The organism is Streptomyces sp. NPDC093600 (genome assembly GCF_044764755.1).
GTDB lineage: Bacteria > Actinomycetota > Actinomycetes > Streptomycetales > Streptomycetaceae > Streptomyces.
The window spans coordinates 852,588-872,294 of record NZ_JBIWIU010000001.1; the positions used below are offsets into that span (position 1 = coordinate 852,588).

Genomic DNA, 19,707 nt, shown 5'->3' on the forward strand with positions numbered 1-19,707 from the left:
CGCTGTGGCGGGTCAGCCGCCGATCGGCAGGCCGCCCAGGGACGGCACGCCCCCGCCGACGACTTCGCCCGCGCCGTCGGTGGCCTTGCCCGCGACAGGGCCGGCGGTCTCGGCGGCCTTGCCCGCGACAGGGGCGGCGGTCTCGCCGGCCTTGCCGACCGCCTTGCCGACCTTCTTGCCGCCGGTCTGGCCGGCGAGGCCCGTGGTGGTCTGCGAGGCGTCTTCGACGGTGTCGCCGACAGCGGCGCCGTCGACCGAGGTGATGCCGGAGAGGGCGCCCGTGGGCGCGAGGCCATGGTCCAGGGCGCTTGCGGAGCCGGCCGCACCGACCACGGGGGCTGCGCCGGCCGCGACGAGGAGGGCGGCGCGGGCGATCCGACGGGTCAGGGGGAGGGACATGGTGCTCCTTCGACGGAGAGGACATTGCGGTGTCCGGCGTTCGGACGCAGTGACAACCGGTTCGGGGGAGGGTGAGGTTGCGGCGGCCGAAGGTAAAGAGTTGGCAATGCGTCGTATTGTCGGGTGGGAGGAAAATGGGCGAACGTGTCATCGCCCCGGCCTGTGCCGAACCGTCACTTCCCTTGCCCCGCAAGGGAATTACGCCGTCCGGCTGGACCGTCGAAGGGGCAGGTCGGAGCGGGAAAGAATTCCCGATCCGGGTTCACGACCGCCGCCACCGTCGAGTGAATTCCCGTACGGATGCGCGGCTACTGTGCGAGACGAATTCGGACGCTTCCCGAGCCGGGGTCCGCCTCGGCGGCCGTCATCCACGCACCCGAGACATCGCCCGCACGCCAGACCTTGCCCGCGTACGCGACCTCCGCTATCCGCAGCGAGTCCGCCCGCGCCACCGCCCAGTGCGCCAGCTCCCAGCCCCGCCGCTCCTGCGAACCGGTCGTCGCCGCCCGCACCGGGACCGCGAGCTCCGCCGGCGCCGCACCTGCCCGCGCCCCCGCGCTCTGCGGGCCGCCCACGCCCGTCTTCGGGGCCACCTTCGCCCCGAAGGCCCGCACCAGCTCCGCACCCACCTTCGCCGGATCGCCCGGCAGCCCCTCCTCGGCCGGACTCGTCGTACAGCGAAGGGCCGCGCCCGAGCGGCCCGTCAGCGCGGCCGCGAGCAGCGCCGCGTCCGGCTCGTGCTTCGCGTACGCCTGCGGGAACCCGCTGCGCTGCACCTTCTGCGCCGCCACGGTCAGCGGCAGCCGCGAATAGCCCGGGACCTCGGCGAGACCGGCGTAGAACTTCCCCGAGGAGTACACCGGGTCCAGGATCTGCTCGGGAGTGCCCCAGCCCTGCGAGGGACGCTGCTGGAAGAGCCCCAGCGAATCACGGTCGCCGTACTCGATGTTGCGCAGCGCCGACTCCTGGAGCGCCGTCGCCAGAGCGATGGTGACCGCCCGCTCCGGCATGCCGCGGGTCGTGCCGACGGCGGAGATGGTGGCCGCGTTCGACGCCTGCTCCGGAGTGAACTCGTAGGTGTTCTCACCACTGCCCACACTGCACCGCGGGGCGCCCCTGCCACCCGTCACGTACTGCACGGCCACATAGGCGACCAGACCCAGCAGCACGGCGAAGGCGGCCGTGTATCTGGCAAGGCGGCCGCGGCGGCTGGAGGGGCGGTTTCGGCCAGGGAAGGAGGCGGACTGGGACACGGGGCCAACCGTACTGGAGGCCGGGTTAGGGTCGGCACATGGCTGACAACGCTCCCCTGGACCTCGCACTGGACGGGCCGGCGCTCACCGCCGCGCTCGTCGACTTCCCGTCGGTCAGCGGCACCGAGAAGCCGCTCGCCGACGCCATCGAGGAGGCCCTGCGCGCCCTTCCCCACCTCACCGTCGACCGGTACGGCAACAACGTGGTGGCCCGCACCCGCCTCGGCCGCTCGGAGCGGGTCATCCTCGCCGGCCACATCGACACCGTCCCGATCGCCGACAACGTCCCCTCGCGGCTCGACGAGAACGGCGTCCTGTGGGGCTGCGGCACCTCCGACATGAAGTCCGGCGTCGCCGTCCAGCTCCGCATCGCCGCCACCGTCCCCGAGCCCAACCGCGACCTCACCTTCGTCTTCTACGACAACGAAGAGGTCGCCGCCCACCTCAACGGCCTCGGGAAGGTCGCCGAGGCGCACCCCGAGTGGCTGGAGGGCGACTTCGCCATCCTGCTCGAAGGCTCCAACGCCCAGGTCGAGGGCGGCTGCCAGGGCACCCTGCGGGTCCTCCTGCGCACCGAGGGCGAACGCGCCCACTCCGCGCGCTCCTGGATGGGCTCCAACGCCATCCACGCCGCCGCCCCCATCCTCGCCCGGCTCGCCGCCTACGAGCCGCGCAAGCCGCTCATCGACGGCCTGGAGTACCACGAGGGCCTCAACGCCGTACGGATCGAGGGCGGCGTCGCCAACAACGTCATCCCCGACGCCTGCACCGTCACCGTCAACTTCCGCTACGCCCCCGACCGCTCCCCGGCCGAGGCGGTCGCGCACGTCCGCGAGGTCTTCGCCGACTGCGGGGTCGCCGAGTTCGTGATCGACGACGAGAGCGGCGGCGCCCTGCCCGGACTCTCCCACCCGGCCGCGGCGGCCTTCATGGAGGCGGTCGGCGGCACCGCGCTGCCCAAGTTCGGCTGGACGGACGTCGCCCGCTTCAGCGCGCTCGGCGTGCCCGCCGTCAACTACGGCCCCGGTGACCCGCTGTACGCGCACAAGCGCGACGAGCACGTGGTCGTCGACAGGATCCGCCACTGCGAGGCGAGGCTCCGCGACTGGCTCACTGACCGACAGGCGTGATTTCGCTTTTTGTCACGTCTGTGGACCTACCCTGACCGAACCAGAAGATCAGTGGATCGGCGGAGGGAGCAGACCATGGGTGTCCCCGAGGGAGCGTGGAAGCCGGAGGAGCAGCGGCTGGGGCCCGTGCTACGGCGCAGGGACCAGGTCCAGCCCGGCACCACGGATCAGCGTCTGCTGGACACCGAGGGCGACTCGGAATGGGTGCACACCGACCCCTGGCGGGTCATGCGCATCCAGTCCGAATTCGTCGAAGGCTTCGGCGCGCTGGCCGAACTGCCCAGCGCCATCAGCGTCTTCGGCTCGGCCAGAACCCGCCCCGGAACGCCCGAGTACGAAGCCGGCGTCCGGCTCGGCCGCGCCCTGGTCGAGGCCGGCTTCGCGGTGATCACGGGCGGCGGCCCCGGCGCGATGGAGGCCGCGAACAAGGGTGCGCGGGAGGCCAAGGGCGTCTCCGTGGGACTCGGCATCGAGCTCCCCTTCGAGCAGGGACTCAACCCGCACGTCGACATCGGCGTGAACTTCCGCTACTTCTTCGTCCGCAAGACGATGTTCGTGAAGTACGCCCAGGGCTTCGTGGTCCTCCCCGGCGGCCTGGGCACCCTCGACGAGCTGTTCGAGGCGCTGACCCTCGTCCAGACCCGCAAGGTGACCCGCTTCCCGATCGTGCTCTTCGGTACGGAGTACTGGAAGGGCCTCGTCGACTGGCTCCGCGACTCGGTAGTGGCCGGCGGCAAGGCGTCCGAGCGGGACCTGCTGCTGTTCCACGTGACGGACGACGTGAACGAGGCGGTGGCGCTCGTCTCCAAGGAAACGGGCCGGTAGGACGAGCCCCGCCGATCACGCCGTGAGAGGCGGGACCGGCGGAGGGGCCTGTCCGACGGGTCCGGACAGGCCCTACGCCAGCCCGCGGCGCGCCACCGCCGGCGGGCGATGCCCCGCGATGGACGCCACCATGTCGAGCACCTGCCGCGTCTCGGCGACCTCGTGCACCCGGTACACCCGCGCCCCCAGCCACGCCGAGACCGCCGTCGTCGCCAGCGTCCCCAGCACCCGCTCCTTCACCGGCCGGTCCAGCGTCTCCCCGACGAAGTCCTTGTTGGACAGGGACACCAGCACCGGCCACCCCGTCTCCGTCATCTCGCCGAGCCGCCGGGTCGCCTCCAGGCTGTGACGGGTGTTCTTCCCGAAATCGTGCCCCGGGTCGATCATGATCCCGTCGCGGCGCACACCCAGCGCGACCGCCCGCTCGGCCAGCCCCACGGTCACCCGCAGGATGTCGGCCATCACGTCCTCGTACTCGGTCCGGTGCGGGCGCGTCCGCGGCTCCGCGCCGCCCGCGTGGGTGCAGACGAGACCGGCGCCGTGCCGGGCGGCGACCTCGGCGAGACCCGGGTCGACCCCGCCCCACGCGTCGTTGAGCAGGTCCGCGCCGGCCGCGCAGACCGCCTCGCCGACATCGGCGCGCCAGGTGTCGACGCTGATCACGACGTCCGGATGCCGCCGCCGCACCTCCGCGACGAAACCGACCGTGCGCCGCGCCTCCTCCTCGGCCGACACCTCCTCGCCGGGGCCGGCCTTCACCCCGCCGATGTCGATGATCGCGGCACCCTCGGACACGGCCTGCTCGACGCGGGCGAGAGCGGGCTCGTCGCGGAAGGTGGCGCCCCGGTCGTAGAAGGAGTCCGGGGTCCGGTTCACGATCGCCATGATCACCGGCTCGTGCGGCCCGAATTCACGCCGTCCCAAGCGCAGCATCCCTTATGTCCTCCCTCGCGTCCGTTCGCCTGCGACCCTAACCGTCGGTGGCGCATGGCACGATCGGCACGGGACCGTTTTCCACCTCCGGAGAGGCGCGCGCTGGTGTTCTGGTTTTTGCTGATCGCGATGGTCGTGGTCGTCGCGGCGGTCACTCTTGCGGTCGTCGGCGGCGACAGCGAGGTGCTGCCCGAGGCGGCGCCGGAGCGGCTGGTGGACCCCCTCCCGGCGGCCCGCCCGGTCGACCGCGCCGACATCGAGGCGCTCCGCCTCCCGGTCGCGGCCCGGGGCTACCGCATGGCGGACGTGGACGACGTCCTCGGCCGGCTGGGCGCGGAGCTCGCGGAGCGGGACGCGCGGATCGCGGAGCTGGAGACCCGACTCGCGGGCGCGGCCCCCGAGGACGAAGGAGAGCCGCGATGACCGGTGAGGCGATCGCGGGCCCCGACGGCCGGCTGCGCTGCCCCTGGGGAGTGTCGACCCCGGACTACGTCACGTACCACGACGAGGAGTGGGGGCGGCCGGTCCGCGGTGACGACGCGCTGTTCGAGCGGCTCTGCCTGGAGGCCTTCCAGTCCGGACTCTCCTGGATCACGATCCTGCGCCGCCGCGAGGGTTTCCGGCGCGCCTTCGCCGGCTTCGAGATCGCCTCGGTGGCGGAGTTCGGCGAGGCGGACCGCGAGCGGCTGCTCCTGGACGAGGGGATCATCCGCAACCGCGCCAAGGTCGACGCCACCCTCGCCAACGCCAAGGTGCTCGCGGCGTGGGCGCCGGGCGAACTGGACGCGCTGATCTGGTCGTACGCCCCCGACCCGGCGAGCCGCCCGGCCCCCCTGACGACGGCGGACGTCCCCGCGGTCACGCCCGAGTCGGCGGCCCTGTCGAAGGAGCTCAAGAAGCGCGGGCTGCGCTTCATCGGCCCGACGACGGCCTACGCCCTGATGCAGGCCTGCGGCCTGGTCGACGACCATCTGAAGGACTGCGTGGCCCGCGGCCTGTGAGCGGGGGCGGGCAGCCCCCGCCCCCGGCGGCGGTCCGTGTCAGCGTCCCAGGTACTTCGGCTTCTCCTTGGCGATGAACGCCTGCACCGCGATCGTGTGGTCCTCCGACGCGCCCGCCCTCGTCTGGAGTTCGTCCTCCTTCTCCAGGGCCTCCGCCAGCGAGTGGTCCGCCCCGTACGCCAGCGACTCCTTCAGCGCCGCGTACGCCACCGTCGGCCCCTCGGCGAGCTTCCGGGCCACCTTCGCGGCCTCCTCGGCGAGGGAGTCCGCCGGGACCAGCTTGTTCACGATGCCGAGCTCGTACGCCTCCTTCGCGCCGAGGGAGCGCGGGAAGAGCAGCAGGTCCGCCGCGCGGCTCGCGCCGATCAGCCGCGGCAGCGTCCACGACACCCCCGAGTCGGCCGTGAGCGCGACCCCCGCGAACGAGGTGTTGAACGCCGCCGTGTCCGCGACCACGCGGTAGTCCGCCGCCAGCGCGAAACCGAGGCCCGCCCCCGCCGCGACGCCGTTCACACCGGCCACCACCGGCTTCCGCATGCCGGTCAGGGCCCGCACGATCGGGTTGTAGTGGTCCCGCACCGTGTTCATGGTGACCTGGGTCCCGGACTCCTTGTCCGTCATCAGCAGGCCCACGTGCTCCTTCAGGTCCTGGCCCACGCAGAACGCCCGGTCGCCCGCCGCCGTCAGCAGCACCGCCCGTACGGCCGGGTCCGCCGCGGCAGACTCCACCGCGTCCCGCAGCGCGACCTTCGCCTCGATGTTCATCGCGTTCATGGCCTCGGGCCGGTTGAGCGTGATCGTGGCGAGCCCGTCGCTCACTTCGTACAGCACGGTGTCGGCCATCACGGCTTCCCTTCGCGTCTTCACTTCTCGACCCTCCCCCAGTCCGGAGGGACCCCCAGCATGGCGGAGATCACCCACTGCGCACATGTGACCTGCGTCAAAGACAGACGGTGAAGTGGCGGCGAAGTATCGCAGGCGGATCGCCGAAATAGGTGGTTTTGAGAGAGCGCGTTGCGCAAGCGATGCAGCCCGCTGTTGGTCATCGGGTCCTCTGATGCGGGATAATGACCTGGAAGCAATGTGTTCGACGCCGGTGACGCATGCTCCTCGACAGGAGCCGTCGGCTGAGATGAGCTGGTTTCAGGAAGGGGAACGAGCATGGCGGCCATGAAGCCGCGGACGGGCGACGGCCCGCTCGAGGTGACCAAGGAGGGGCGGGGCATCGTCATGCGCGTTCCGCTCGAAGGCGGCGGTCGGCTTGTCGTCGAGCTGACCCCGGACGAGGCCGAAGCCCTCGGCGACGCCCTGAAGCAGGTAGTCGGCTGACGCGACAACGCCAGGATTTCCCGCCTCTGCCCCGGCACGGTTCCGACCGCGCCGGGGCAGAGGTGTTTCCGGGACCTCGCCCGCCGCGCGCGAACTGTGGGCCGCGTCCGGCTCGCGGGAGCCGCCTATCCGGCGGGATGTCCCCGGCGCACCGCGCACAGCAGGCCGTCGCCCACCGGCAGCAGGGTCGGCAGCAGCTCCTGGCTCTCCCGTACCGCCCGCAGCAGCTCCCGCACCCGCAGCACCTCCGCCGGCTGGGCCGCCGAGTCGACCGTGCGGCCGTCCGAGAAGACGCCCTCGAAGCAGACCAGACCCCCCGGTCGCAGCAGGCGCAACGATTCAGCGAGGTAGTCCAGGGACTCCAGCCGGTCACCGTCGCAGAACACGAGGTCGTATCCGCCGTCCGCCAGCCGCGGGAGTACGTCCAGGGCGCGGCCGGGGATGAACCGCGCCCGGTTCCCGGCGAAGCCGGCCGCCCGGAACGCCGTCTTCGCGAACTGCTGGCGCTCCGGCTCCAGGTCGACGGTGGTCAGTACCCCGTCCGGCCGCATGCCGTGCAACAGATAGATTCCGGACACGCCCGTGCCCGTACCGATCTCCGCCACCGCCTTCGCGTCCGCCGTGGCGGCGAGCAGACGGAGAGCGGCGCCGGTGCCCGGTGACACCGAGGGCAGCCCTGCCTCCCGGGCCCGCTCACGGGCCCAGCGCAGCGCTTCGTCCTCGGCGACAAAGGCGTCGGCGAACGCCCAGCTCGTCTGCCGGTTGGCGGTAATGGCCCTCTCCTGTCCCCGTAGTTGGCGCAACGGTGACTGTATCCGCTGCGTGCGGGAACCCGCAGATGGGACCGGGCGTTCCTACAGGGTGAGAAGGCGAGCGAGGGCAGCGGGTGACCGTCCCCAAATTCGCGTAAAGATTCTTATCCGGAGCTAACGGGCGAGGTGGCTATGGTAGGGGCTCCACTGGACACCACCAGAGCCGACAGGGGAGGTGCGGCTGCGCCTGTGGATCGGAGAGGAGTGCTTCGGCGCCTTCTCAGGTCGGCGGGTGAGCCGAAATCCGTGACCGACACCGCTGACCGTTTCCACACCGCCGACGCCGCACCCACCACCGCGACCTTCGCATCGGATGCGGAATCGCAGGCGTGGACTCCGCCCACATGGGAGGAGATCGTCAGCACGCACAGTGGCCGCGTCTATCGCCTCGCCTACCGGCTGACCGGCAACCAGCACGACGCCGAGGACCTGACGCAGGAGGTCTTCGTCCGCGTCTTCCGCTCGCTGTCGACGTACACGCCGGGCACCTTCGAGGGCTGGCTGCACCGCATCACCACCAACCTCTTCCTCGACATGGTCCGCCGCAAGCAGCGGATCCGTTTCGACGCGCTCGCCGACGACGCGGCCGAGCGGCTGCCCAGCCGGGAGCCGTCGCCGCAGCAGGCGTTCAACGACACCCACTTCGACGCCGATGTGCAGCAGGCCCTCGACACCCTCGCGCCCGAGTTCCGCGCCGCGGTCGTCCTCTGCGACATCGAAGGGCTCTCCTACGAGGAGATCGCCGCCACCCTCGGCGTCAAGCTCGGAACGGTCCGCAGCCGTATCCACCGCGGCCGTTCCCATCTGCGCAAGGCGCTGAAGCACCGCTCGCCCGAGGCCCGGGCGGAGCGCGCGCTGGCCGCCGTCGGCTGGGAGGGCGGGACGGCGTGAGCGCTACACGTCCTGTCGGCCCGACCTCCGCGGAGCACCACCTCGGGGACCGGCTCGCCGCACTGGTCGACGGCGAACTGGGGCACGACGCCCGCGAGCGGGTCCTCGCCCACCTCGCCACCTGCGCCAAATGCAAGGCGGAGGCCGACGCCCAGCGCAGGCTGAAGAGCGTCTTCGCCTCCACCGCGCCCCCGCCGCCCTCCGAAGGGTTCCTCGCCCGCCTCCAAGGGCTGCCCGGAGGACCGGGTGATCCGGGGGGTGAGGAGCGCCGGGGGGGACCCTTCGACGACCTCTTCGGCCTCGGCGGACCGGGCGGGAGCGCGGGGGTGAAGTCCGACGGCTTCGCCACCGCCGCGGCCGTCTCCCCGCACTCCGGCTTCCGTATCCACGAAGTCGGCCCCCGCGCCGACCAGGACCGGGGCGGGCGCGGACGGCGCTTCGGCATCGCGGCTGCCAGCGCGGTCTCCTTCGCGGCCATCGCCCTCGGCGGCGCCCTGCCGCTGGAGGCGTCCATGAACACGAGCGCGCGCGGCGAGGGCAAGGGGAACACCGTGACCCCGCTGCGGTCCGGCGGCGCCGGTACGGGCACGGGCACGGGTACGAACGCGGGCACGGCCTCCGGTCGCGGGACGCGCTCCGCGGAGCGGTCCGTCGCGGACACCGGGAACACGCTGCCCGGGGTCGCCTCGGCGCCCGGCACCGTCGTGCCCGGCCCGCTGGTGCCCGGCGCCTTCCAGCCCGGCGGGCAGACACCCCCGGTGGCCCTGCAGCTCCACGCGCCGCCCACCCCGTCGCTGCTCGCGCTCTCGCCGTTCATACGCCCGACGGGACCGGCCGTGCGGCTGGCCTTCGCGCCCGGACCGTTCCCGACCGCGGGCCCGACGGTCACCCCGCCGACGGCCCACCGGACCGCGCCGAGCCCGTCGGCGACCCCGCTCACCGCACACCGCTGAGCCCGAACCTGGTTGAATCCAGGGCAGGGGCGCCCGAGGCAGGGGCGCGGACAGGTCAGCTGTTGCGGGGAGAGCATGGACGACGGGAAGCCCACCGGGCACAAGCCGAAGTGGTGGAGCCGGCCTACGAGCACGCCACCGGTCGGGGGTCCTCCCGGACGAGGTCCGGGCGACACACCGGAGCCGGCGGCCGCCGACCAGGGCGACTTCACCCTGGCCGCCCCCACGGCCCCGGAGGGCCCGGAAACGGCCCCGGAGGGCCCGGAAACGGCCACGGAGGCGAGGACGGCCGCGCTGGAGATCCCGGACTCGCGCCGGGAGGCCCGGACGGCAGCGCTCGACGCCCCGCTCACGACACCGGACGTCCGGCCGCCGGCTTCTGACGTTCCGTCGGTGACGCCGGGGCCTGCGCCGTCCACGCCGGAGGCCCTGTCGGAGGTTCCGCAGGCCGCACCGGAGGTCTGGTCGGGATCGACGGACACCACCCCGCAGGGCGCACCCGAAGCCCCGTCGGTTTCGCCGGAGGCCCCGCAGGCGCTGCCCGACGCCCGGTCGGCGGAGGTTCCGGCGAAGGCCGAAGCCCCGGCGGTCGACGTCACGGCCGGCGCGGCCCCGCGCGTACCGCAGCAGAGCGACCCGCAGGCTCCGGCACAGGCCCAGGCTCAGCCCCAGCCGCTCCACCAGCCCGACGAGTACCGGACCCCGCCCTACGGCGGGCCCGGCCCCTGGGCGCCCGCGCCGCCCGTGCAGCGGCCGATGCCGGCCGCCGCCCCGGCGCCCGTACCGCCGGCGCAGCCGATACCGCCGCAGCCCGCCGGGCAGTGGGTGCAGTACGACCCCTGGAGCTCGCCCGGAAACCCCGCCCCCGCCGCTGTCGCGGCCAAGCCGCGCCGCCGCGCCATCGGCCTGGTCGGCGCCCTGGTGCTCGCCCTGACCACCGGCGTGCTCGGCGGCGCCGTCGGCGCGTACGTCGAGCGCAACGGCGGCCTCACCACCGTCGAGCTGCCCCAGGCAGGCCCCGAGGACTCCGGCCGCGCCCCGGAGAGCGTCGCCGGGATCGCCGCCAGCGCCCTGCCGAGCGTGGTCACCCTCCACGTCAGCGGCGCCGGTTCCTCCGGCACCGGCACCGGCTTCGTCCTGGACACCAAGGGCCACATCCTCACCAACCACCACGTGGTCGACTCGGCCACGTCCCCCGGCGACATCTCCGTCACCTTCAGCAGCGGGGAGACCGCCGCCGCCAAGCTCGTCGGCAAGGACAGCGGCTACGACCTCGCCGTGGTCCAGGTGACCGGCGTCTCGGGCCTCAAGCCCCTGCCGCTCGGCAACTCCGACAACGTCCGCGTCGGCGACCCGGTCGTCGCCATCGGCGCCCCCTTCGACCTCCAGAACACCGTCACCTCCGGCATCATCAGCGCCAAGGAGCGCCCCATCACGGCGGGCGGCGAGAAGGGCGACGGCAGCGACGTCAGCTATGTCGACGCCCTGCAGACCGACGCCCCGATAAACCCGGGCAACTCGGGCGGCCCGCTGGTCGACTCCAAGGCCCGGGTCATCGGCATCAACAGCGCCATCCGCGCCGCCGGTGACGGCTCGGGCGGCGACAGCGGCGCCCAGTCCGGCTCCATCGGGCTCGGCTTCGCCATCCCGATCAACCAGGGCAAGCGGGTCGCCGAGGAGCTCATCAACAACGGCAAGGCCTCCCACCCCGTCATCGGCGTCAGCCTCGACATGCGGTTCACCGGCGACGGCGCCCGCGTCGGCGAGAAGGGCAAGGACGGCTCGCCGTCCGTCACCCCGGGCGGTCCGGCCGCGAAGGCGGGCATCCGGCCGGGCGACGTCATCACCAAGGTCGACGGCCAGCGCGTCCACAACGGCGAGGAACTGATCGTGAAGATCCGCGCCCACCGCCCCGGCGACCAGCTGGAGCTGACGCTGCTGCGCGGAGGCAAGGAGCAGACCAAGACGTTGACGCTCGGTTCCTCGCAGGGCACCTGAGCGCCATGTGGGGGACGCCGCACGGTACCCGCCCGGCAGTTTCGGCGGGTACCGTGGAGCGGGCCCCGGACCCCGTGAAGGAGCAGCAAGGTGTTCAACGACCTAGGCATACTCGAGCTCGTGACGCTCGTGGTCCTCGCCGTGCTCATCTTCGGACCGGAGAAGCTGCCGAAGGTCATCCAGGACGTGTCGCGCTTCATCCGCAAGGTCCGCGACTTCTCCGAGAGCGCCAAGCAGGACATCCGCACGGAGCTGGGTCCGGAGTTCAAGGACTTCGAGTTCGAGGACCTCAACCCGAAGACCTTCCTGCGCAAGCAGCTGGAGGGCAACGAGGACTTCAACGAGCTCAAGGAGCTGCGCAGCAGCTTCGACCTCAAGAAGGAGATGAACGAGGTCGCCGACGCCGTGCACGGCCGTGAGCCGGAGATCGCCGCGGCGTCCGTTCCGGTGGTCGTCGGGGGCGCCTCCGGTGCCGAAGGCCCCGCGGGAGCCTCACCCGATCTGCTCAAGAAGAAGCAGGACAAGCCGGGCACCGGCGAGCGCCCGCCGTACGACTCCGACGCGACCTGACACAACCTGGTGCAAGCCGGTGGCTATCCTCCATCTGTTGTCCGCCGACGCGGACACGACGGAACGAGGAGGCGGCCGATATGGAGACGACGAGTCGGCTGGAGGGATCGCCATCAGCCCGGCGCACGGCCGAGGACTATCTGAGGGCACCCTTCACCTGGTACGGCCTTGACGACGCGTTCACCGGACCGCGCTGGCTGATGCAGGTCGGTACGGCGGCGGACGGGACCGTCCAGCACGGGTCGATGGGCCACGGCGACGAGCCGTCCATAAAGTCCGACGCGAGCGGGGCCGAGAAGGAGCGCTTCGCGGTGGTCGTGACGGTCGCCGCCAGCCCGGTGCGGCGCTCGGGCGACGGTACGGGTGTGCTGGACGCCACCACGGTCTCCTCCGCGGCCTGGCTGGCCGGCTCGGGGCTCCTCGCGTACACCTGGCCGGCGCAGCTGGACCACGCGCTCCGGGACGACTGGCTGGACCAGCAGACGGAGACGGCGTTCGAGCTGGCCGACGACCTCCAGGGACCGGAGTGGTCGTCGCTGTCGCTGCCCGTGGACGGGGTGCCGATGCCCTTCCACTACCGCGAGTCCGAGTTCGGGTGGGTCCTGGCCGGCGAGACCCGGGCAGGCGTCCACCTGGGCGCGTACGGACGGGGGATGAGCGCGTACGGGCTCGGCTTCGCGGCCGTGCGGGACCTGGCCGCCTACGAGGCCTGACGGCGACCGGGGACGGAGAAGGGCGCCGCTCGTCGAGCGGCGCCCTTTCTCGAACTCGTCGCGCGGGTTCGCAGACCTTGTCGCGCGGGTCCTCGGACCTCGTCGCGCGGGTTCTCAGAACTTGTTGCGCGGAGTGATGCCCAGACTCATGCCCGACAGGCCCCTCGCGCGGCCGCCGAGCTTGCCCGCGATGGTGCGGAGCGCCGAGCCGGCCGGGGAGTCGGGGTCGGTCAGGACGACCGGCCTGCCCTCGTCGCCGCCCTCGCGCAGACGGACGTCGATCGGGATCGAGCCGAGGACCGGCACCGTCGCGCCCGTGGTCCTCGTCAGGCCGTCCGCGACCTTCTGGCCGCCGCCGGTGCCGAAGACGTCCACCATCTCGTCGCAGTGCGGGCACGGCAGGCCCGACATGTTCTCGACGACGCCGACGATCTTCTGGTGCGTCTGCACGGCGATCGAGCCGGCCCGTTCGGCCACCTCGGCCGCCGCCTGCTGCGGGGTCGTGACGACCAGGATCTCCGCGTTGGGGACCAGCTGGGCCACCGAGATCGCGATGTCGCCGGTGCCCGGCGGCAGGTCGAGCAGCAGGACGTCCAGGTCGCCCCAGTACACGTCCGCGAGGAACTGCTGGAGCGCGCGGTGCAGCATCGGGCCGCGCCACACGACCGGGGTGTTGCCCGGCGTGAACATGCCGATCGAGATGACCTTCACACCGTGCGCGGACGGCGGCATGATCATGTTCTCGACCTGGGTCGGACGGCCGTCCGCGCCCAGCATGCGCGGCACCGAGTGACCGTAGATGTCGGCGTCGACGACACCGACCTTCAGCCCGTCGGCCGCCATCGCCGCGGCGAGGTTGACGGTCACGGAGGACTTGCCGACGCCGCCCTTGCCGGAGGCGACCGCGTACACGCGGGTCAGCGAACCGGGCTTGGCGAAGGGCACCTCCCGTTCGGCGGTGGTGCCGCGCAGCGCCGCGGCCAGCTCCTTGCGCTGCTCGTCGCTCATCACGTCCAGCGTGACGTCGACGCCCGTGACACCCTCCACGCGGGAGACGGCGTCGGTGACGCGCTGGGTGATCGTGTCCCGCATCGGACAGCCGGAGACGGTGAGATAGACCGTGACGGCGACCCTGCCGTCGGATCCGATCTCCACCGACTTGACCATGCCGAGCTCGGTGATCGGTTTGTTGATCTCGGGGTCGTTCACCGTCGCCAGTGCTTCACGCACCGCGTCTTCCGTAGCCATACGGACGATGGTACGGCGCCGACCACCCGGCCCGGAAAGACCCGTCAGCGGTCGGGTACGTCACTTCGGTGATCGGCGCCCGGAGGGAATAGATCCCGGGGCTCGCGGTGGCCGTCCCTGCGCTCGTCCATCTCCTTGATCAGGTCCTGGAGCTCCGAACGGATCCAGTCGCGGGTCGCCACCTCGCCCAGACCCATCCGCAGCGCCGCGACCTCCCGGGTCAGATACTCGGTGTCCGCGATCGACCGCTCGTTCTGCTTGCGGTCCTGTTCGAGATTGACGCGGTCCCGGTCGTCCTGCCGGTTCTGGGCGAGCAGGATCAGCGGCGCCGCGTACGAGGCCTGCAGCGACAGGGCGAGGGTCAGGAAGATGAACGGGTACTCGTCGAACTTCAGCCCGGGCGGTGCGAACACGTTCCACAGCACCCAGACGATGATCGTCAGGGTCATCCAGACCAGGAACCGCCCGGTCCCCAGGAAGCGGGCGATCCGCTCCGACATACGCCCGAACGCCTCGGGGTCGTACTCCGGCAGCAGCCTGGCCCGTCGCTCGCGCGGCAGATCGAGCCGGATACGGGGCATGGACCGCTCCCGCTCGCGTTCCCGCTCCCTCTCCCGTTCCTGCGTGCGCTCAGCCGGCATGCTCGGGCTCCTCCTCGTGGAACTCCGTCTCCCGCCAGTCCTCCGGCAGCAGATGGTCGAGTACGTCGTCGACGGTGACCGCCCCGAGCAGCGACCCGCTCTCGTCCACCACCGGCGCGGCGACCATGTTGTACGCGGCCAGATAGCTGGTGACGGCGCGCAGCGGGGTGTCCGGGGAGAGCGGCGGCAGATCGCTGTCGACCAGCGAACTGACCAGCGTGAACGGCGGGTCTCGCAGCAGCCGCTGGAAGTGCACCGTGCCCAGGTACTTGCCCGTCGGCGTCTCGTCCGGCGGCCGGCACACGTACACCTGCGCCGCGAGCGCCGGGGAGAGGTCCTGCTGCCGTACGCGGGCCAGGGCGTCCGCGACCGTGGCGTCGGGCCGCAGCACGATCGGCTCCGTGGTCATCAGCCCGCCCGCGGTCCGGTCCTCGTACGCCAGGAGCCGGCGCACGTCGGCGGCGTCGTCCGGCCGCATCAGGGTGAGCAGCCGCTCCTTGTCCTCCTCGGGCAGCTCGGAGAGCAGGTCGGCCGCGTCGTCGGGGTCCATCGCCTCCAGGACGTCCGCGGCGCGCTCGTCCTTCAGCTTGCCGAGGATCTCGATCTGGTCGTCCTCCGGCAGCTCCTCCAGGACGTCGGCGAGCCGGTCGTCGTCGAGGGCGGCGGCGACCTCGGCGCGCCGCTTGGGGGAGAGGTGGTGCAGCACGTTGGCGAGGTCGGCCGGGCGCAGCCGCTCGAAGGTGGCGACCAGGTTCTCGGCGCCCTGCCCCTCCTCCTCCAGGGAGAAGCCGGTCACCGCCGACCACTCGACGGTCAGCGTCTCTCCCTTGCGGCGCAGCGCCCCGCCCTTGCCCCGCCGTACGAAGACCTTGTCGATCTCCCAGTCGCGGCGCGCCGGAAGCTGCTGGATGGCCACGTCGAGGACGGTGACCTCCTCGCCGCTCTCGACCAGGCGCACCCGCCGGTCGAGCAGTTCGCCCAGGACGAGCCGCTCGGTCGGGCGCTGTTCGAACCGCCGCATGTTCACCACACCCGTGGTGATCACCTGGCCCGACTCGACGCCGGTGATCCGGGTCATGGGGACGAAGACGCGGCGACGGCTCAGCACCTCGACGACCATGCCGAGCAGCCGGGGCGGGCGGCGGCCGACCCGGAGGATGACGACGAGATCGCTGACCCGCCCGACCTGGTCGCCGTTGGGGTCGAAGACGGGCACACCGGCGAGATGCGAGACGAAGATCCGGGGGGCGCCTGCCACCATGCCACGCGCCTCCTCGATGCCGCACGATTCGGGTTATTGCTCAGGTATGCCGGGTTCAGGCTAGCCCGTGCCGTTCCAGACCGCCCCGGCAGGGCGCCCGTACGGCTGCCTGCGGCGGCGGCTCCCACCCCGGGTACGCTGCGGACTGCTCCGTTCCCCCCGCTCCGACACGAGAGGCAGCGCAGGTGCCCGCTCTCCCTCCGCCATCGCGTATCCGCAGGGCCGTGCTGCCCATGGCGCTCTCCGCAGGGCTGACGGTGGCGACGCTCGCCGGCTGCGCGGCGGACCCGGACGAGGGGACGAACGGGGTCGGCAAGCTCTCCGCCACGGCCATCGAGGAGAAGGCCCAGTCGGCGGCGGACGCGGCGAAGTCGGTGCGGCTGGCCGGGACGCTGGTCAGCAAGGGCGGTACGTACAAGCTGAACATGCGGCTCAAGCAGGACGGCGCGAGCGGCTCCGTGACGACGAAGAACAGCACCTTCGAGCTGCTGCGGATCGGCGAGGCGCTCTATCTGAAGGCCGACGCGGGTTTCTGGGCGCACGACGACAAGCCCTCGCCGTCGCCGAGCGACGACAGTGGGACGGACGGCGACGCGGACAGCGAGGCGGCCGACAAGCTCGACGACATGTACGTGAAGGTGCCGCAGGACGACCCCTCGTACAAGCAGCTGCGCGGCTTCACCGACATGGATCTGCTCCTCGACGGGCTCATCGGCCTGCACGGCGAGGTCGTGAAGGGCGACCGCGACAAGATCGGCGGCATGCGCACGGTCAAGGTCAAGGGCGGCGAGGACGGCGAGGGCGGCACGCTGGACGTCTCGCTGGAGGGGACGCCGTTCCCGCTCCGGTTCGCGCGGGGCGGGGGAGCGGGCGTGGTGGTGCTCTCCGAGTGGGACAAGGACTTCCCCCTGGAGGAGCCCGCGGCGGGCCAGACCCTCGACTACGGCAAGCAGCTGCCGCGGACCTGAGGTCCCGGGCCGGTCAGCGCTTGCGCCGCTTGAACAGCAGGCGGGGGAGGCCGGCCGGCACGGGCCGCCGCGTGATCGCCTCCGTCGGGAGCGGGGCGGCGGCCAGGGACCCGTCCGGCAGGTCCGTCGTGGAGTCCAGCGGAGCCAGCTTGAGCACCCGGCACTCGCGCGCCCACCGCTCCGGCATCGCCTCGCCGTCGTGCGCGTTCAGCCGCTTGCCCTTGAGCTCCGCGACCGCCGCGTCCCACTCCTCGGTGCCGGGAGCCAGCTCGCTCACCGCCGCCGTCCAGGCGACGATCCTGCCGCCCTTGTCCTTGCTGCGGACCGTCACCTCGGCCGTGGAGCCGGCCACGAGACCGGGGAGCGGCTGCTCGCCGGGGCCGTCGCCCACCACGTGCGCCGCACCGTCGTGCCAGACGTGCCACAGCGCCCTGGGAGCCGGGGCCTCGCCCCGGACCCAGATGAGGCCCGACTTCTTGGTGGCCTCCTCGACGAGGGCGGGACCGAGCAGCGTTTCCGTCATGCCCGCAGCTTATCGAGAGGCTCGGACACTCCCCTAGAGCCAGCCGTTGCGCTTCAGGGTGCGGTGGATGGTGAAACAGATCGCCGTGATGCCGAGCAGCACCATCGGGTAGCCGTACCTCCAGTGCAGCTCGGGCATGTGGTCGAAGTTCATGCCGTACACCCCGCACACCGCCGTCGGGACGGCCACGATCGCCGCCCAGGAGGTGATCTTGCGCATGTCCTCGTTCTGCGCGACGGTCGCCTGCGCCAGGTTGGCCTGGAGGATGGAGTTCAGCAGCTCGTCGAAGCCGACGACCTGCTCCTGCACGCGCGCGAGGTGGTCGGCGACGTCCCGGAAGTACTTCTGGATGTCGGGGTCGACCAGCCGCATGGGGCGCTCGCTCAGCAGCTGCATCGGACGCAGCAGCGGCGAGACGGCCCGCTTGAACTCCAGTACCTCACGCTTGAGCTGATAGATCCGGCCGGTGTCCGCACCCCGCGTGGAGCCCTTGGCGGGCGGCGAGAAGACATCGATCTCGATCTGGTCGATGTCGAGCTCGACGGCGTCGGCGACCGCGATGTAGCCGTCGACGACATGGTCGGCGATGGCGTGCAGAACGGCCGAAGGGCCCTTGCACAGCAGCTCCGGCTCGCCCTGGAGGCGGTGGCGGAGGTTGCGCAACGAGCCCTGCCCGCCGTGCCGGACGGTGATGACGAAGTCGGGCCCGGTGAAGCACATCACCTCGCCGGTCTCGACGACCTCGCTGGTGGCGGTGAGTTCGGTGTGCTCCACGTAGTGGATGGTCTTGAAGACCGTGAAGAGGGTGTCGTCGTACCGCTCCAGCTTGGGCCGCTGGTGGGCGTGGACGGCGTCCTCGACGGCGAGCGGGTGGAGCCCGAACTCGGCGGCGATACCGGCGAATTCGGCCTCGGTCGGCTCGTGCAGTCCGATCCAGGCGAAGCCCCCGCCCTCCCGCACCTCACGCATCGCGCCGCGCGGGGTCAGACAGGTGAGGTCGTCCACGCGGCGGCCGTCGCGGTACACGGCGCAGTCGACGACGGCGCTGGAGGCCGAGGGGTCGCGGGTCGAGTCGTACGCCGCGTAGGTGGTGCTGGGCTTGCGCAGGGAGGTCCGCAGGGAGGGGCGGACCGCGGCGCGCAGGTCACGGATCATCGACATGGCTTGCTCCTTCACGTCGGAGCCGCCGGCGAGGCGTGGCACAGCCCGGAATGGGGGCGTGGACCTGATGTCCTACGTCCGCAAAGCGGGCGGCACCGCGGGATCGCGGTGACGGCGTTCGCTACAGACAGGCAAAGGCGAAGTGCTCTTCCGTCGTGCGCGATGCCGGGTGACCGGGCCGCGGCAACGGGCCTCGAATCACCGGAAACGGGAGAAACGCACCGGGCTCGGGTGCGGGGCGGAAGAGCGGTTGGTACTGCCCGATCGACTTCGATCCACCGCAGCCCCACCTCCTCCGGCCGGTCCCCCGTGGGGGATGACGTGTGACGTGTAGTCGGGAGTCCCGACCAGCGGCCAAGACTATCAGCCGACTGAGGGTCAATCCCTTCCTTTGCCCGCCGCGTACGCGCTTTATGCTCGCGGCATGGGAGAAGTTCTTGCTCTGGTCGAGGCCAGGTTGCGTACGGCGCTCGGGGAACCGGACGCGCGGGCCGCGGTGACGTTCCTCGGGACGGACCGTATCGAGGTGCTGCGCTTCATCGACGGAGACATAGTGCGGTACGCGACCCTCGGCATGTCCGCGCAGCCGATGGCCGACCCCACGGCCGCGCTCGCGGACCCGGTGAAGGGCCCGCGCGCGGAACTGGTCCTCTCGGTACGGGCAGGGGTCGCCGACACCGACAAGGTGCTGCGCCCGCTCGCGGTCCTCGCCTCCACCCCGCAGGTCGAAGGGGTCGTCGTGGCCGCCGGCGCCTCGCTCGACGTCGGTGAACCCCTCTGGCCCGGCGCCCCGTTCAGCTCGGTGCTCGTCGCGGAGCCGGGCGGGCTGGTCGAGGACGTGGAGCTCGACCAGCCCATGGATCCGGTGCGTTTTCTGCCGCTGCTGCCGATGACGCCGAACGAGGCCGCCTGGAAGCGGGTCCACGGGGCGAAGGCGCTGGAGGAGCGCTGGCTGACGCACGGCACCGACCTGCGCGACCCGCTGCGCAGGTCGGTACCGCTGGACTGATGACCGGGGGTGAACCGGCCGGTCCGGACGGGTGAACGCCCTTGACGCCGGGTGAACCGGTCGAGCCGGACGGGTGATCGTCCTTGACG

22 protein-coding genes are annotated in these 19,707 nt (G+C 72.0%); 12 read left to right on the forward strand and 10 right to left on the reverse strand.

What is annotated here, in order from left to right:
* Positions 1-12 precede the first annotated feature (12 nt).
* Positions 13-399, reverse strand: coding sequence for an ATP-binding protein (locus ACIRB4_RS04190; RefSeq protein ID WP_403288306.1), 387 nt, complete (start codon positions 397-399; stop codon positions 13-15).
* A gap of 308 nt (positions 400-707) precedes the next feature.
* A complete protein-coding gene (locus ACIRB4_RS04195) occupies positions 708-1,652 on the reverse strand; it encodes a hypothetical protein (RefSeq protein WP_403288307.1) in 945 nt (314 codons plus the stop codon).
* A gap of 38 nt (positions 1,653-1,690) precedes the next feature.
* Between ACIRB4_RS04195 and dapE the strand changes: the two genes are divergently transcribed.
* Both dapE and ACIRB4_RS04205 read left to right on the forward strand, forming a co-directional pair.
* Positions 1,691-2,782 carry a succinyl-diaminopimelate desuccinylase gene (gene dapE, locus ACIRB4_RS04200; protein WP_403288308.1) on the forward strand — a complete coding sequence of 364 codons (1,092 nt, stop codon included), beginning with the start codon at positions 1,691-1,693 and terminating at the stop codon, positions 2,780-2,782.
* Positions 2,783-2,857: 75 nt separating this feature from the next.
* Positions 2,858-3,607, forward strand: a complete 750-nt coding sequence (locus ACIRB4_RS04205) for a TIGR00730 family Rossman fold protein (protein WP_403288309.1) — start codon at positions 2,858-2,860, stop codon at positions 3,605-3,607.
* A 72-nt stretch (positions 3,608-3,679) separates the two neighbouring features.
* On the opposite strand, the gene folP is transcribed toward ACIRB4_RS04205, so the two are convergent.
* Positions 3,680-4,540, reverse strand: coding sequence for a dihydropteroate synthase (gene folP / locus ACIRB4_RS04210; protein WP_403288310.1), 861 nt, complete (start codon positions 4,538-4,540; stop codon positions 3,680-3,682).
* 105 nt (positions 4,541-4,645) lie between these two features.
* Here folP and ACIRB4_RS04215 point away from each other — a divergent pair, with 105 nt between their 5' ends.
* Both ACIRB4_RS04215 and ACIRB4_RS04220 read left to right on the forward strand, forming a co-directional pair.
* Positions 4,646-4,963, forward strand: coding sequence for a hypothetical protein (locus ACIRB4_RS04215; protein WP_403288311.1), 318 nt, complete (start codon positions 4,646-4,648; stop codon positions 4,961-4,963).
* A complete protein-coding gene (locus tag ACIRB4_RS04220; RefSeq protein WP_403288313.1) occupies positions 4,960-5,541 on the forward strand; it encodes a DNA-3-methyladenine glycosylase I in 582 nt (193 codons plus the stop codon). Before ACIRB4_RS04215 ends, ACIRB4_RS04220 begins: the two co-directional genes overlap by 4 nt.
* A 39-nt stretch (positions 5,542-5,580) precedes the next feature.
* Here ACIRB4_RS04220 and ACIRB4_RS04225 read toward each other — a convergent pair whose 3' ends face one another.
* On the reverse strand, positions 5,581-6,384 hold the full coding sequence (locus ACIRB4_RS04225) for an enoyl-CoA hydratase/isomerase family protein (protein WP_403288314.1): 804 nt from the start codon (positions 6,382-6,384) through the stop codon (positions 5,581-5,583).
* 318 nt (positions 6,385-6,702) lie between these two features.
* On the opposite strand from ACIRB4_RS04225, the gene ACIRB4_RS04230 reads away from it, so the two are divergent.
* Positions 6,703-6,870, forward strand: a complete 168-nt coding sequence (locus ACIRB4_RS04230) for a DUF3117 domain-containing protein (protein ID WP_006346801.1) — start codon at positions 6,703-6,705, stop codon at positions 6,868-6,870.
* A 125-nt stretch (positions 6,871-6,995) separates the two neighbouring features.
* Here the strand turns inward: ACIRB4_RS04230 and ACIRB4_RS04235 are convergent, their stop codons facing one another.
* Positions 6,996-7,673 carry an O-methyltransferase gene (locus tag ACIRB4_RS04235; RefSeq protein ID WP_403288315.1) on the reverse strand — a complete coding sequence of 226 codons (678 nt, stop codon included), beginning with the start codon at positions 7,671-7,673 and terminating at the stop codon, positions 6,996-6,998.
* A 141-nt stretch (positions 7,674-7,814) separates the two neighbouring features.
* Here ACIRB4_RS04235 and sigE point away from each other — a divergent pair, with 141 nt between their 5' ends.
* The 5 genes from sigE (at position 7,815) to ACIRB4_RS04260 (ending at position 12,807) form a co-directional block, all read left to right on the forward strand.
* Positions 7,815-8,573, forward strand: a complete 759-nt coding sequence (gene sigE, locus ACIRB4_RS04240; RefSeq protein ID WP_403288316.1) for an RNA polymerase sigma factor SigE — start codon at positions 7,815-7,817, stop codon at positions 8,571-8,573.
* Positions 8,570-9,526 carry an anti-sigma factor family protein gene (locus tag ACIRB4_RS04245; protein ID WP_403288317.1) on the forward strand — a complete coding sequence of 319 codons (957 nt, stop codon included), beginning with the start codon at positions 8,570-8,572 and terminating at the stop codon, positions 9,524-9,526. Before sigE ends, ACIRB4_RS04245 begins: the two co-directional genes overlap by 4 nt.
* Before the next feature lie 75 nt (positions 9,527-9,601).
* Positions 9,602-11,524, forward strand: coding sequence for a trypsin-like peptidase domain-containing protein (locus ACIRB4_RS04250; RefSeq protein ID WP_403288319.1), 1,923 nt, complete (start codon positions 9,602-9,604; stop codon positions 11,522-11,524).
* 90 nt (positions 11,525-11,614) lie between these two features.
* A complete protein-coding gene (locus ACIRB4_RS04255; protein WP_403288320.1) occupies positions 11,615-12,094 on the forward strand; it encodes a sec-independent translocase in 480 nt (159 codons plus the stop codon).
* Between the two features lie 80 nt (positions 12,095-12,174).
* Positions 12,175-12,807 carry a hypothetical protein gene (locus ACIRB4_RS04260; protein ID WP_403288321.1) on the forward strand — a complete coding sequence of 211 codons (633 nt, stop codon included), beginning with the start codon at positions 12,175-12,177 and terminating at the stop codon, positions 12,805-12,807.
* A gap of 114 nt (positions 12,808-12,921) precedes the next feature.
* On the opposite strand, the gene ACIRB4_RS04265 is transcribed toward ACIRB4_RS04260, so the two are convergent.
* From ACIRB4_RS04265 to ACIRB4_RS04275, 3 genes are read right to left on the reverse strand one after another with little or no spacing between them, the layout of a single operon-like run.
* Positions 12,922-14,055 carry an Mrp/NBP35 family ATP-binding protein gene (locus ACIRB4_RS04265; RefSeq protein WP_403288322.1) on the reverse strand — a complete coding sequence of 378 codons (1,134 nt, stop codon included), beginning with the start codon at positions 14,053-14,055 and terminating at the stop codon, positions 12,922-12,924.
* Between the two features lie 44 nt (positions 14,056-14,099).
* Positions 14,100-14,696, reverse strand: coding sequence for a DUF1003 domain-containing protein (locus tag ACIRB4_RS04270; protein WP_403288324.1), 597 nt, complete (start codon positions 14,694-14,696; stop codon positions 14,100-14,102).
* Positions 14,686-15,957: a magnesium transporter MgtE N-terminal domain-containing protein gene (locus ACIRB4_RS04275; RefSeq protein WP_403288325.1), complete on the reverse strand. Its 1,272-nt coding sequence runs from the start codon at positions 15,955-15,957 to the stop codon at positions 14,686-14,688. The genes ACIRB4_RS04270 and ACIRB4_RS04275 overlap by 11 nt, the downstream gene beginning before the upstream one ends.
* Before the next feature lie 233 nt (positions 15,958-16,190).
* Here ACIRB4_RS04275 and ACIRB4_RS04280 point away from each other — a divergent pair, with 233 nt between their 5' ends.
* Entirely contained in the window at positions 16,191-16,925 is a 735-nt protein-coding gene (locus ACIRB4_RS04280) for a hypothetical protein (protein ID WP_403288326.1), read from the forward strand.
* A gap of 13 nt (positions 16,926-16,938) precedes the next feature.
* Here ACIRB4_RS04280 and ACIRB4_RS04285 read toward each other — a convergent pair whose 3' ends face one another.
* Positions 16,939-17,448: a hypothetical protein gene (locus ACIRB4_RS04285; RefSeq protein WP_403288327.1), complete on the reverse strand. Its 510-nt coding sequence runs from the start codon at positions 17,446-17,448 to the stop codon at positions 16,939-16,941.
* A gap of 33 nt (positions 17,449-17,481) precedes the next feature.
* On the reverse strand, positions 17,482-18,609 hold the full coding sequence (locus ACIRB4_RS04290) for a magnesium and cobalt transport protein CorA (RefSeq protein ID WP_403288328.1): 1,128 nt from the start codon (positions 18,607-18,609) through the stop codon (positions 17,482-17,484).
* A 424-nt stretch (positions 18,610-19,033) separates the two neighbouring features.
* Between ACIRB4_RS04290 and ACIRB4_RS04295 the strand changes: the two genes are divergently transcribed.
* Positions 19,034-19,618, forward strand: a complete 585-nt coding sequence (locus tag ACIRB4_RS04295) for a suppressor of fused domain protein (protein WP_403288329.1) — start codon at positions 19,034-19,036, stop codon at positions 19,616-19,618.
* Positions 19,619-19,707 lie beyond the last annotated feature (89 nt).